This window comes from Mycoplasmopsis pulmonis (assembly GCF_900660575.1).
Taxonomy (GTDB): Bacteria; Bacillota_I; Bacilli_A; order Mycoplasmatales; family Metamycoplasmataceae; genus Mycoplasmopsis_B; species Mycoplasmopsis_B pulmonis.
In genome coordinates, this window is the sequence record NZ_LR215008.1 from 711,235 (window position 1) to 725,042 (window position 13,808).

14 protein-coding genes are annotated in these 13,808 nt (G+C 25.4%); 5 read left to right on the plus strand and 9 right to left on the minus strand.

Annotation, left to right across the window (positions count from 1 at the left end):
* Positions 1-33 precede the first annotated feature (33 nt).
* The 3 genes from EXC36_RS03045 to EXC36_RS03055 all read left to right on the plus strand — a co-directional run bounded on the left by EXC36_RS03045 (position 34) and on the right by EXC36_RS03055 (position 2,320).
* Complete coding sequence (locus EXC36_RS03045) at positions 34-318, plus strand: Smr/MutS family protein (RefSeq protein WP_050780381.1); 285 nt, start codon at positions 34-36, stop codon at positions 316-318.
* Positions 311-976 carry a uracil-DNA glycosylase gene (locus EXC36_RS03050; RefSeq protein WP_010925416.1) on the plus strand — a complete coding sequence of 222 codons (666 nt, stop codon included), beginning with the start codon at positions 311-313 and terminating at the stop codon, positions 974-976. The genes EXC36_RS03045 and EXC36_RS03050 overlap by 8 nt, the downstream gene beginning before the upstream one ends.
* Positions 977-1,117: 141 nt before the next feature.
* Positions 1,118-2,320: an IS3-like element IS1138B family transposase gene (locus EXC36_RS03055; RefSeq protein ID WP_041363864.1), complete on the plus strand. Its 1,203-nt coding sequence runs from the start codon at positions 1,118-1,120 to the stop codon at positions 2,318-2,320.
* 80 nt (positions 2,321-2,400) lie between these two features.
* Here EXC36_RS03055 and EXC36_RS03060 read toward each other — a convergent pair whose 3' ends face one another.
* The 9 genes from EXC36_RS03060 to EXC36_RS03100 form a co-directional block, all read right to left on the minus strand.
* Entirely contained in the window at positions 2,401-2,895 is a 495-nt protein-coding gene (locus tag EXC36_RS03060; RefSeq protein ID WP_041364178.1) for a hypothetical protein, read from the minus strand.
* A gap of 330 nt (positions 2,896-3,225) precedes the next feature.
* Positions 3,226-4,164: an ABC transporter permease gene (locus EXC36_RS03065; RefSeq protein WP_010925418.1), complete on the minus strand. Its 939-nt coding sequence runs from the start codon at positions 4,162-4,164 to the stop codon at positions 3,226-3,228.
* Positions 4,164-4,913 (minus strand): hypothetical protein, encoded by a 750-nt coding sequence (locus tag EXC36_RS03070; RefSeq protein ID WP_129690379.1) that lies wholly within the window; start codon positions 4,911-4,913, stop codon positions 4,164-4,166. Before EXC36_RS03070 ends, EXC36_RS03065 begins: the two co-directional genes overlap by 1 nt.
* A 64-nt stretch (positions 4,914-4,977) precedes the next feature.
* Positions 4,978-6,180: an IS3-like element IS1138B family transposase gene (locus EXC36_RS03075; protein WP_041363864.1), complete on the minus strand. Its 1,203-nt coding sequence runs from the start codon at positions 6,178-6,180 to the stop codon at positions 4,978-4,980.
* Between the two features lie 24 nt (positions 6,181-6,204).
* Positions 6,205-7,251, minus strand: a complete 1,047-nt coding sequence (locus EXC36_RS03080) for an ABC transporter permease (RefSeq protein WP_129690381.1) — start codon at positions 7,249-7,251, stop codon at positions 6,205-6,207.
* Complete coding sequence (locus tag EXC36_RS03085) at positions 7,244-8,803, minus strand: ABC transporter ATP-binding protein (RefSeq protein ID WP_129690383.1); 1,560 nt, start codon at positions 8,801-8,803, stop codon at positions 7,244-7,246. The genes EXC36_RS03080 and EXC36_RS03085 overlap by 8 nt, the downstream gene beginning before the upstream one ends.
* A 90-nt stretch (positions 8,804-8,893) precedes the next feature.
* Positions 8,894-9,595 (minus strand): ABC transporter permease subunit, encoded by a 702-nt coding sequence (locus tag EXC36_RS03090; RefSeq protein ID WP_158304730.1) that lies wholly within the window; start codon positions 9,593-9,595, stop codon positions 8,894-8,896.
* A 270-nt stretch (positions 9,596-9,865) separates the two neighbouring features.
* Complete coding sequence (locus EXC36_RS03095) at positions 9,866-10,699, minus strand: deoxyribonuclease IV (RefSeq protein WP_010925422.1); 834 nt, start codon at positions 10,697-10,699, stop codon at positions 9,866-9,868.
* A 3-nt stretch (positions 10,700-10,702) separates the two neighbouring features.
* Positions 10,703-11,650, minus strand: coding sequence for a LacI family DNA-binding transcriptional regulator (locus EXC36_RS03100; RefSeq protein ID WP_129690385.1), 948 nt, complete (start codon positions 11,648-11,650; stop codon positions 10,703-10,705).
* Positions 11,651-11,770: 120 nt separating this feature from the next.
* Between EXC36_RS03100 and nadE the strand changes: the two genes are divergently transcribed.
* Both nadE and EXC36_RS03110 read left to right on the plus strand, forming a co-directional pair.
* Complete coding sequence (gene nadE / locus EXC36_RS03105; protein WP_129690387.1) at positions 11,771-12,544, plus strand: NAD(+) synthase; 774 nt, start codon at positions 11,771-11,773, stop codon at positions 12,542-12,544.
* A 3-nt stretch (positions 12,545-12,547) separates the two neighbouring features.
* Positions 12,548-13,273 (plus strand): YebC/PmpR family DNA-binding transcriptional regulator, encoded by a 726-nt coding sequence (locus tag EXC36_RS03110; RefSeq protein WP_010925425.1) that lies wholly within the window; start codon positions 12,548-12,550, stop codon positions 13,271-13,273.
* The last annotated feature ends 535 nt before the right edge of the window (positions 13,274-13,808 follow it).

The window sequence follows — 13,808 nt, forward strand, 5'->3', positions numbered from 1 at the left end:
TAATTAAACTTATTTAATAACCAAAGGATGAATATGTCTTTAGATGATGATTTTTTAAAAGTTGTTGATTTACATGGCCTTGATCAGCAAGATGCTCTTGGTAAAATTATTAATTTACTTTTTGATCTTGAAAACTCTGATGATCAAAAAGTTTTGGTTATTACTGGAAGAGGATATGGTGTTTTAAAACAAACTCTTGAACAAATCCTTGATGAGCAAGATTATTACTATGAAATTCAAAATAATGGAGGAGCTTATTTGATATATGCAAAACATGAAAAAACCTTTGATTTTGATTTAATAGAGGACTATGAATAAAGAGCAAAGGTGAAAGTCTTTTTTTGAAAAAGAAAAAGCTCAAAAATATTTTAAAGATGAGCTTTGACCTTTTTTAGAAAATGAATATAAAAACAAAATCATCTTTCCAAAAAAAGAAGATATTTTTAAAGCTTTTGATTTAGTTGATTTTAATAATTTAAAAGTTGTAATTATTGGCCAGGATCCATATATCAATGAAAATCAAGCCCATGGCTTAGCTTTTTCAACTTTAGATTTTCTCTTGCCTAAATCACTAAAAAATATTTTTATTGAATTAAAAAATAACTATCCAAATGTTGTTTTAAAAAGTGGTAATTTAACCTCTTGAGCTAGCCAAGGTATTTTACTTTTAAATAGAGTTTTAAGTGTTGAAAAAGGCCTTTCATCATCTCACTATAATAGAGGATGAGAAATTTTTACTTTTAATGTAATTGATTACATAAGTAAAAATTTTGAAAATATTATTTTTGTTTTATGAGGCAAAAAAGCCCAAGATCTTAAAAAAGATATTAACTTCAAAAATCACTTTATTTTAGAGTCATCTCATCCATCACCTTTTAGTGCAAATATTTCCTTTTTTGGCTCACAAATTTTTTTAAAAATAAACAAAATACTTGAGCAAATTAATAAAGAAAAAATCAATTGAAATATTGAATAAAAGCTAAGGTTTTTAAGTTAAAAAAATAGCACAACCTTAAGGAATTTTTTAAAGCAAAAAAATAAAAAAAATAAACTCCTTATAAACTGGGACAAAAAAATAAAAAACACTTTTTAAAATATACTTTAAATAGGAGTGTTTATGAAACAACTAAAACCAGAACAATGAAAGAAATGATTTTCATTATATGAAGAATTTTATGATGGAAAAATTAATATAAAAAAATATATATTTTTAGTAAACAAAAATATTGGTAAAGATTGAAAAAATACATATGTAAAATCTTGATTTTTCAAAAAATATTCTGCTTTTCAAAAAGATGAACAATCTTTAATTTCACAAACTGGCAAATCTACAGCTAACAAAAAAAATAACGGTAGACCACCAAAAAGAAAAGAAGTTAATGAATATACAAGAGAAGAATTAGAAGAGATTGTTAAAATTTATAGAATAATTTTTGATGACATTAGTGAAAAAGAAATTCGAAAAAAAATTAAAGAACATAAAGATAAAGAAAAAATATTAACTAAAATTTCATGAAAAGAATTTCTCTTTTCAAAATCAACATATTATTCTTGAAAAAAACCTAAACTTGCAGAGCCGAAAAAAGATCAAGAAATTGAAGAAATTATTAGAAAATCATTTCATGAAAACAAAGGTATATTTGGTAGAAAAAGATTAGAAATTTATATTCAAAATAAATATAAAAGGTATATAAACTATCGAAAAATAGGTAGAATTTTGCTTAAATTAAATCTTTTTTGCAAAATTAGAAGAGCAAAAAGAAAAAATGAAATTAAAAATCTTAATACTAAATATCAAAATCTAATTCAAAGAGACTACAATGGCAAATTTAACAACATAGTTGCCACTGATGTAACTTATATTCCAAGCCCCAAAGATGCAATTAACAATCATGTTTATTTATCGATTGCAATTCATCATCAAAGCAAGAAAATAATTAATTGAAATCTAAGTAAAAGAAATGATGTTAAGTTAGTTTTAGATCATATTTCTAAAATCAAATTTGATAAAGAGTGAATAATTCACTCAGATCATGGAAGTCAATATTCATCAAATCAGTATAGTGAAATTATTAAAGAAAACAATGGGATAATTTCAATGAGTAGAATCGCAAATTCACTTGATAATCGAGAAGCAGAATATTTCTTTTCAAATATCAAAAGTGAGTGCTTAAATGATCTAAAAATTTCAAAATTATCATTCAAAGAATTGCAAGAAATTATTCAAAATTATATTGACTGATACAATAATGAAAGATTACAATCAATCTTAGAATGAAAAACACCTCAACAAAGCTGAGATGTTCTAAGTGTTTTTTAAATAGTCACTTTTTTTGTCCTAGTTTATTAAATCCCTTTGCTTAAAGCATTTTTTTAAGAAGTTTGTTTTTAAAATGTTTATTAAATTGTTCTAGCGTAGTTATAAACTAAATCTGCTTTTTTATGAAAAAAGAATACTGTTACCATTCCTACTAAAGGAATAAGTGAAAGTCAAAATCATAGATCAGATTTTTTAGATCCATCACGAATATGATTAAGAGCTAAGTTGTATTCTGAAGTTTTATGAGTTGTATTTTTGTTATGTTCATTTTGAAGAGCAATTTTTTTAATAGCTAATTTATTAAAAACTTTTAAATTTTGGAATTTAAAAAACCTTCCAATATGAAGAATAATAAGCGGAATTAAAAGAGTTGGAACTAGTGTATAGAGCCTTTTTGTAGTAATTGATGTAGTTGCTTTTTCAGATAAAACTAGGATAGTTGTAAGAAATAAAAAAGCTAGAAAAAATACTATTGAACTAACTCAAATTAACTTTCTTAATTTGTCTCATTTTTTTAATATTAATTCAAAATCTGCTTTAGGTTGACCGGAAATTCTTTTGTTTTTTTTCGACATTTTCCCTTTCACGAAACATTTTTTTAAAAAAATATCTGCTATTTAATTTTATATGGAAAAAAGCAAAATTAATTTTTTTTATTTTTAAAGCAACTTTTTTGATCATCTTTATTAATGTTTTTTCTAAATTAATTTAATTTATAAGTTAATTTTAAAAATCCTTACTAGTTCATAAATTAAAATCATAAAAATCTAATTTTAAAAATAGCATTGTAAAAAGATTTACTTTAGTAATTTAATGATGGCTTTTTATGGCTTAAATTCAAAAGTGTTTTAGTTTTTTAAAATAAAAAAAGTGCGCTTATTTGAAAGTGCACTTTTGTAAATTTATTATCTTTGAGATTTATCATAGGGAATACCAACTGCTTTTGGTATTTTGATTTTTTTAGAAAAGCCAAGAAGTATTGTTAAGGTAATTAGATATGGAAGAAACAGTAAAACGTTTGAATATTTTTTAACACTTAATAAAGGTCCTTGATTTTCTGAGTTTATGGTTATAGCAAGAGAAAAAAGAAGGGCAAAAAATAAAGCTGAAAAAGCAGAAGGCAAAACTTTTCACTGCCCCATAATCATAATGGCAAGGGCTAAAAATCCTAGACCTCTAACACTTACTTGAAATGAAGAAGGTTCATTTTGTACAAATATTGACCCTGCAACACCAGCTAAAAACCCCGATATACTCACTCCAATTCATTTGTATTTATAAACGTTTATACCAACAACATCAATGGCTTGTGGATTTTCACCAATGGCTTTATATCTAAGACCAAACTTTGTCTTTTTGAAAAAGAATCATGAAGCAGCTACAATTGTAATAAGAACAAAGACTTTAAATGAAATAATGTTTAAAGGATTTGTACCATTTGTACTAGCGGCTAGTTCTAAGATTCTAAAATCAAGTCGTCTTGCTTCACCAAAAAATAAGATAATAATTCAGCTTATTCCAATTGCCAAAAAGTTAATAGCAACTCCAGAAATAATTTGATTTGCTTTTAGTTTAATAGTAACAAAGCCATGCAGCCATGCAAAGGCCATAGTTAAAAGCGCTGCAAAAAACATAAGTGGAATTTGATTTCACATTGAAGTAAGACCAGCTTTTGTAAAAAGGTGAGCAAAAAGAGCATAGAAAGTAGCTCCTACAATCATCATTCCATCAATTGCTATGTTAACAATACCAACTCTTTCTGAGAAAATTCCTGAAATAGAGGCTATTGCTAGAATCGAACCATATAAGGCAATAAGTACAATTACTTTAATAAAGATTTCCATTAGTACTCCCCTTTCATTTGTCTAATTTCTTTTAAGGTTTTTGAATGTTCTATTCTAGCTTTATTCAATTCATCTTTTAGAGAATTTTCTTTTTTGTTAAAAGTGTAATTTATTTGTTTTTTTAACAAAATTTTAAAAGAGTCATTATATGTTTTTATTAGTTTATCTTTGAAGTGTTTCTTGTGAGAGACAAAAAGTTTTTTTGATGATCTATATTCATTTTTTAAATTATTTTTTTCAAAATAACCTAGCTCTTGAAGTCTTTGATTATTAAGAGGTTTTTCCTTGGCAATTTTATTTAAAATCTCATTTTTTAATTCAAGATTTTTTTCAAGTGCAAGCTTGTCTACTAAGTCTTTGTTTTTCTTGATAATAACTTCAATTTGTTCTTTGTTTTTTTCTAAAAGTGCTTTAGTTTTTGTAAGTCTTTTTTGATAGATTATTTTTGAATATTTACTTTTAAAAAAGTATTTTCCAAAATTACCTAATAAGCTTTTTTTGTTTTCCAAGAGTTCAAAAAACTTGAGCTCATTTTCTTTAGAAAAATCGCTTTTTTCTTTTTGATTTTTTTGTTCTTGTTTTATTGATTTTAAAGCTTTATTAATAGATAAAATTTCATTAAAGTTTTTCTTTGAAAAAATGTTAATACCTTTGTAATAATGAGCTTTAAAAAAGAGGATATATTGATTTTTCAAAAATTTAATTGGATTTAATTTTTCAAAAACTGATGAAATTGAAATTATAAACATCATCACACCAATAAAAATTAAATAAAACTCACGAGGAATAAACTAGGACAAAAAAAGTGACTATTTAAAAAACACTTAGAACATCTCAGCTTTGTTGAGGTGTTTTTCATTCTAAGATTGATTGTAATCTTTCATTATTGTATCAGTCAATATAATTTTGAATAATTTCTTGCAATTCTTTGAATGATAATTTTGAAATTTTTAGATCATTTAAGCACTCACTTTTGATATTTGAAAAGAAATATTCTGCTTCTCGATTATCAAGTGAATTTGCGATTCTACTCATTGAAATTATCCCATTGTTTTCTTTAATAATTTCACTATACTGATTTGATGAATATTGACTTCCATGATCTGAGTGAATTATTCACTCTTTATCAAATTTGATTTTAGAAATATGATCTAAAACTAACTTAACATCATTTCTTTTACTTAGATTTCAATTAATTATTTTCTTGCTTTGATGATGAATTGCAATCGATAAATAAACATGATTGTTAATTGCATCTTTGGGGCTTGGAATATAAGTTACATCAGTGGCAACTATGTTGTTAAATTTGCCATTGTAGTCTCTTTGAATTAGATTTTGATATTTAGTATTAAGATTTTTAATTTCATTTTTTCTTTTTGCTCTTCTAATTTTGCAAAAAAGATTTAATTTAAGCAAAATTCTACCTATTTTTCGATAGTTTATATACCTTTTATATTTATTTTGAATATAAATTTCTAATCTTTTTCTACCAAATATACCTTTGTTTTCATGAAATGATTTTCTAATAATTTCTTCAATTTCTTGATCTTTTTTCGGCTCTGCAAGTTTAGGTTTTTTTCAAGAATAATATGTTGATTTTGAAAAGAGAAATTCTTTTCATGAAATTTTAGTTAATATTTTTTCTTTATCTTTATGTTCTTTAATTTTTTTTCGAATTTCTTTTTCACTAATGTCATCAAAAATTATTCTATAAATTTTAACAATCTCTTCTAATTCTTCTCTTGTATATTCATTAACTTCTTTTCTTTTTGGTGGTCTACCGTTATTTTTTTTGTTAGCTGTAGATTTGCCAGTTTGTGAAATTAAAGATTGTTCATCTTTTTGAAAAGCAGAATATTTTTTGAAAAATCAAGATTTTACATATGTATTTTTTCAATCTTTACCAATATTTTTGTTTACTAAAAATATATATTTTTTTATATTAATTTTTCCATCATAAAATTCTTCATATAATGAAAATCATTTCTTTCATTGTTCTGGTTTTAGTTGTTTCATAAACACTCCTATTTAAAGTATATTTTAAAAAGTGTTTTTTATTTTTTTGTCCCAGTTTAGAAAGCTAGGTATTTTATTTAATCCAGTATCAAAAAGAGCATAAAAAAGTGATGAAAAAACAATTCCAATTGGTGAGTTATATGCAATAAGTGAAATTACAATTGTATCAAAACCAGCTGGTAGGGGAAATGAATTAACAGGGACAAATCTATCTCTCATTAAAAACATAATAATTCCAGCTAAACCTGCAAACATTCCACTAACAAAAAACACACTCATATTTAAAACATTTTTGTTAGTTCCTGAATAATCAGAGGCATTTGGATTTAAACCAATCATTTTAATTTTGTAACCAATTGTAGTTTTTGAAAAAATAATTCAAAAAATAATTGCTAAAAAAATTGCAAGAGCAAGCATTGAATAAATTAGCATATTAGATTGAAAAAAGTTTCTAAATTGTGCTGCATTTTCAATATTTAAACTTGTAGTGTCAAATCTAATAGTTGACTCTGGATTTTGCCTATTTATAAAAGATGTTCCTTCATAGATTTGTTTAATAACATAAGTTGCAATTCAGTTTAGTAAAATAGTTGAGACAACTTCATGAACTTTAAAAAATGATTTTGCAATACCAGCAATTAAAGCCCAAAGACCACCTAATAAAATTGAAATAATAAAAGCTCCAAAGACATTGCCATGATTAATTTGTCCTTGGCTGTAAATAAGATACATTCCAACAGAGCCGCCCATCATCATTTGACCGGAAATACCAATGTTAAAAACACCCGCTTTAAAAGTAAGGGCTATTCCTAGTGAGGCAATGATAAAAACCACAACCATCAAAAGGAATGTATTAGAAAGAGTGTTTGTTGAAAAAAACCAAACATCTTTGTAAATTTGACTAGCTTCAAAACCATTGGCTTGAAATAAAATAGCCATTAAAATAATTGAAAATAAAATTGCTCATAAAGAATTGGCAATTTTACGTCCTGATTTCATTCTTTTTTCATCAACTAATAAATTTTTATAGCTTTTTAAATGGCCTAGAGATTTTTTTAAAAAATTATTCATGAGTTTCTCCTGAAAGTTGTTTTCCTGCCATTAAAAGCCCTATTTGAGTTCTTGTTATTTCCTTAGTTTTCATTTTCTTAGATAATCTACCTTTGTTGATAACAGCTATAGTATCGGCAAGGGCTAAAATTTCATCTAGTTCATAAGATATAAGCAATATGGCTTTGTTGTTCTTTTTTTCTTCTAAGATAAAATTATGAATTTTGTTAATAGCTCCAATGTCAAGACCTCTTGTAGGTTGAACCATAATTAAAAGATCATGTTGGGTTAAAATTTCTCTTCCAACAATGGCTTTTTGTTGATTACCTCCTGAAAGAGAACGAGCATCTGATTTTCCATCATTCGAACCTCTTACATCAAAGTTTTTTTGGATAATGGAATTAAACTTTTTAACTTCATCTTTTTTGATAAAGCCTAACTTTGAAATGCTTTTATCTTTTAGTCTTCTAATGATTGAATTTTCCTCAATTGAATAGTCAAGAACAAGGCCATATTTATGGCGATCTCCCGGAACATAACTTATTCCTAAATCACGTTTTTTTGCAACTGAATATTTAGTTATGTCAACTTTGGCTCTTTTTTGACTTTGCTTATCTTTTGGATAAAAAAAGATCTTTCCACTTTTTGGTTTTAAAAGCCCGGAAATGGCAAATTCAATTTCATCTTGACCGTTTCCTCCTACCCCTGCAATAACAAAAATTTCTCCTAGCCTAATATCAAAAGAAACATCTTGAATTTGACGTTGAGCTTTTAGTGAAACTTTGTCAAATTCAACAACAACAGGGTTGGCTAAAAAGTTGTTGTCAATTTCATTTTTTGGCATAACAACTTTTTTACCAACCATATCCTCTGATATTTTTTCAATTGAAACATCTTTTATATCATCATAATGAGCAACTACTTTTCCATGTCTTAAAACAGTTGCTTGATCAGCTACTGCTTTAATTTCATTTAGTTTGTGAGAGATAAAAATTATAGTTTTACCTTTTTCTTTAAAAAGTAAAAGTGTTTTTAAAAAACCATCTATTTCTTGAGGAGTTAAAACAGCAGTAGGCTCATCAAAAATTAAAATCTCAACATCACGATAAAGCATTTTCATAATTTCAACTTTTTGTTGAGTTGAAACTGTTGCATCACCTGTTTTTTCTTTTAAATTAAACTTTAAGTTGTAAAGATCTTGTAAAAGCTCAATTTTATTTTTAGAAAAGTTAAAATTCATCATTAACTTTTTATCACTTTCATTTCCTAAAACAACATTTTCTAAGTTGCTATAGATATCTACATTTTTAAAGTGCTGGTGAACCATTCCAATTCCTAAGTTATTGGCTTGGTTTGGGTTTTTAATAAAAATTGCATTTCCATTAACTTTGATCTCACCACTTGAAGGTTCATACATACCAAAAAGCATCGACATTAAAGTAGATTTACCAGCTCCATTTTCACCAATTAATGCATGAATTGAACCTTTTTTAATTGAAAAACTAACATTGTCGTTTGCTCTTAGAGTTCCAAAATCTTTTGTGATATTAATAAATTCAATGGCGTTTTCCATATAAATGCCCCTTAAAATTTTACAAAAAAATTATTTAATTTAATTTTATATAAAAAGGTCTATAACTTTAAAAAATAACCAAAATATTATTTAATTTGCTCTTTTTATTAAAGTTCTTTTTATTTTGATTTTATCTAAAAAACCTATTGTTTTTTTGATATTTAAATTACTTGGATTTAATATCTTTAGCAAAATATTTAATAGAAGATCAATGATAAAAATAATTATCAAATTAATAAAAAGTGAAAAATAAATAATCGAGCTTTCTCCTCTATTAAAAGCAGAGGTTAAAATCATGCTCTGCCCTGTAAAACTAAAGATTGATTCAACAAATAAACTATAGCTAAAAGTTAACATGTAAAAAACATTAATAAAGGGAATTAATTTAATAAAGATGTTTTTCAAAAAATAATAAAAGTAAATTTTTTTAATTGAAAAACCCTTTGATAAAAGGAACATAAAATGCTCTGAAAAAAAGAGTTTATCACAGATGTTTTTTACAATAAAAGTTATTGCAAAAAACATTGGAAAAAAAAGTAAAAAGAAGATTTGAATTATTGAGTTAAATCAAAGTAAAAAATGTTCTTGATCAAAAGGAATATAAAAGCTAGTTAAATCAAATTTTGACAGAATCAAAACAAAAAGAGCTACTATGATGAAAATTGGTATTGATGATAAAAAATAAATTAAAGTATTCAAAATTTGAATGCTTTTTTTTCTTGCATAAAATGAAAAAAGTGATCCTGCAATAACTCCAAAAAAAAGTGCGAAAATAATAACAAAAAAAATCACTAAAAAGCTATTTTTAAAAAAATAAAAATACAAAGATGCAACAGAAAAATTAAGTGCTTTAAATTCATCACTTTTAAAAGAGCCAAAATTAAATGTTCAAAATCTTTTTCAAAAATTAAGTCAATTATTAAAATTATAATTTTTGTTTAAATCAACAAATATTTCTAAAAAAATAGAGCTAATCATTAAAAATAAAACAAAAAAAATAAAGAATAAAATGAATTTTTTTGTTGCATATTTTACAAAATACATATTCAAATTATACTTTATTTATTTTTCTAAAAGCATTGCTATTTCTTGATCGTAAATTGGTCCTTTTTCAGTTCAAGGAGTTTCTAAAATTATAGGTATATTTTCAAAAATAGGATCATGGACAATGCGCTTTAAATTTTTAAGTCCAATGAGACCTTTATCTATATTTGCATGTCTATCTTTGTGTGAGCCTAGTTCATTTTTAGAGTCATTTAAATGAATGACTTTGATGTGTTTTAAAATTCCGGTTTTTATAAGCTCATCTTTAAATACTTGATAGTCATTAATGTTGTAGCCTGCATCTCAAACATGACAAGTATCAAGACAAGCTCCTAATCTAGGAGATTTTACTTTATCAATTACATATAAAATCTCTTCATAGCTCTTACCAACTTCACTACCTTTTCCACTCATTGTTTCAAGCATTATTTCTACATTTGAATCTTTAGTTATTTCAAATATTTTTTGTATTGATCTGGCAAGTTGATCAAGTGAATCTTTGACATTGTTTTTTCCATAAAAGCCAGGGTGTAAAACTAAGTATTTAAATTTAGCTTTGTCCATTCTTTTAATTTCACTAGATAAAAATGAAATAGCAAAATCAGCTTTTTCTAAGCTAGCGGGATTAATTATATAAGGAGCATGAACAACAATGTCTTCAGGCTTGATTAGATTTGAAAAATCTTTGAGATATTTTTCGTATTGGTATTTTTCAAAATCTACTCTCTTTGTGTTTTGAGGAGCTCCTAAAAAAATCATGGCACAATTAGCTCCATTTTTAATTGATTCTTTAATTGAATCATATAAATAATTAGGTGATTTAAATGAAACATGTGAGCCTAGTTTAATCATAGTTTATTTTCCAATCAATATTTTAGGTGAAATTTCTAAAGAAAAAATATCTTGTTCATTATTTAAAAGTCTAGCTAGTTCAAGAACTAGTAAATGATAGTCAATAAAAACTTTAACAAAGTATTTTTTGTTGTAATCAAAAATACTTTGATAACCAATATCTGAGATAAAAAAATTAAACTCAGGTTGATGAACTAACAAATTTAAAAAAACATCATGAGTTGATGAGATAACATTTTCTACTTCAAGTTTTTTTAAATTTTTAACAAGTTTTTTAATTGAATCAAAATTACGATTATCAAAATATTTTAAATAACATGAAATTTGTTTTTGTTCGCAAAAACTAATAAAGCCTTCAATTTGTTGTTTTGAAATTTTACTCTCTAAATTCGAGTCAATAATAAGGGCAAGTTTGTCCTTGTTGTTTCGCTCTAAAAAAATATTTCCAAGTGAGTAAATCATCTTTTTATAGTCAATAAAAATTGAGTTTACTTTAGGGTTTTTTTCTCCATAAATTACTATTTTAGTTTCAGTTGAAAGTTTGTTAATAAAATCAATTAAGCTATCATTTACAATTGGAAAAAATAGCACAATTGCATAAGGTTTTTTAATTAAAATTTCAACCATTTTAGAAATTAGTTCTTGAGTTTGTGCTGAACAATTTGTAATATAAATTGATTTGTTGTGAACATTAGAAAAAGTATTACTAGCTGCAATAATATTTAATGTGTCATTATCAGTTCAATTGTGAATCAAAAAATAAATTTGATTATTCATTTTTTTGTTTATTCTTGTAAAGTGCTTTACCCCAAGGTCATGTTGTAAAACAATTTCATTAATTTTGTTTTTATTCTTTTCGGATACATAACCGTTGTTATAAAATCTTGAAACCGTTGAAACACTAACCTTTGCTTCTTTAGCAATTTCTTCATATGTAGAGTTTTTTGTCATAAAATAATATATTATTATAGAATAAAAAATATATAGTATTTAAAAATGCCTTAAATTGAATTTATAAGTTATTTTTTAAACTTGTAATTTCAATTTTTTAGTGTTAAAATTGTTAAAAATATGAAATCAAATACAGAAATTTATAAAAATTTAAAATTACTCGAAGACTATGGAACTTATCTTATTGAGTGAATAAAGTTAAAAGTTCAACAAGCCAATAAAAAAGGTGTTATTGTAGGAATTTCAGGAGGAATTGACTCAGCTCTAGTAGCTTGTCTTGCTAAAAAAGCTTTTCCAGAAAATTCATTAGGAATAACAATGCCCATTGGCAATAGTATGAAATTAGATTTTGATGATATTGCAAAATTACAAAAGCTTACTAAACTAGAGATTATTAATATTGATTTGACTCTAAGCTATGATGCATTGGCAAAAACTCTTGATGTAAAAAACAAACTAGCAAAGGCTAACATCAAACCAAGGCTAAGAATGGCTAGTCTTTATGCTATGGCTCAAGAAAAAGATTATCTAGTTTTAGGAACTGATAATCTTGATGAGTGATATTTGGGTTATTTTACAAAATACGGAGATGGAGGAGTTGATCTTCTTCCAATTAGTTATTTAACTAAATCTGAAGTAAGATCTCTTGCTCAAATTTATAAAGTAGACAAGGGCATAATTGAAAAAAAACCCTCAGCTGGTTTATGAGAAAACCAAGAAGATGAAAAAGAGCTTGGATATAGTTATAGTGAAGTTGACTTGTTTTTGAGAAAAAAACAAATTGATAGTCAAATAGCCACTAAAATAGAAAAACAACATCAAATGACCGAGCACAAAAGACAACTAGCATCAAAACCAATGGATATTGTAGACTTTGAAAATAAAGAAAGGTAAATTATGGCAGGACATTCCAAATGAGCAAATATTAAACATCGTAAAGGTGCCCAAGATGCAGCTAGGGCAAAAATATTTCAAAAATTTGCAAAAGAAATTTATGTAGCGGCAGTAGCAGGAGGACCTGATGTAGATTCTAATCCTGCACTAAGACTAGCAGTTAATAAAGCTAAGTCAAAGTCAATGCCAAAGGTAAACATCGAAAAAGCCATTGCCAAAGCTTCAGGAAATTCAAAATCTTCATCAACTTATAGTGAATATATTTACTCCGGAACTGTTTCTAAAGGAGTTCAAATTCTAGTTATTTGTCTTAGTGACAATTTTAATCGCTTAAGTTCAAATATTAAATCTTATTTCAATAAAGCTGGAGGGCAATTAAGTAAACAAGGCTCAATTCCTTATGTTTATCAGCAAAAAGGACTAATTGAAATAGATAAAAAGCTAATTAGTGAAGATAAAATAACTGAAATAGCCCTTGAAGCTGGTGCTGAGGATATTCAAGCTGAAGACAATTATTATTCAATTACTTGTGAACCTTCAAGTTTTAACCAAGTAAGTGAATTTATTGAAAAAGCCACTGGATTTAGTGAGTTTTTAACTAGAGAAGTAAGTTACATTGCTAGTGATTATGTAGAACTTGATGATGAATCTTCTGAAAAAGTTATGGCATTTATTGAAAAGTTAGAAAATGATGAAGATGTTCAAGCTGTTTATCATAATTTAGGTTAATAAATAAACTAATTTAAAAAAGCATCTTAGTTGGTGCTTTTTTTAATAGCTTTCTTAGAGAATATCTCTAAGGTCCTATAAAATTAATTATGTTAGCCAATATTTAAAACAAAAAATAGAAAAGATTTTTTTAAAATATTCTTTAAATAAGAGTGTTTACAAAGCAACTAAAAGCAAAGTAATCAAAGAAATGATTTTAATTATATAAAGCATTTTATGATGAAAAATTAAAATGAAAATACATATTTTAAAAAGAAAAAGAAACTGCTAAAAAGATTAAAAATGTAAATCTAAATTTTCGTTTTTTTAAAAAAAAGATAAAGAGTCTTTATTTTCGCAAAAAAGAAAATCTAAACTTAATAAGAAAAAATGATAATAGATCTCCAAAATGAAAAAAATCAACTTAGTTTTAATTTGTATTTTAAAATCAAATTTGACAAACAATAAATAACTGGCCTAGATCATGAAAATAAATATTAATTAATTCAATCTAGCAAAATTAGAGAGCAAAATAACACCATTACTTCAATGAACA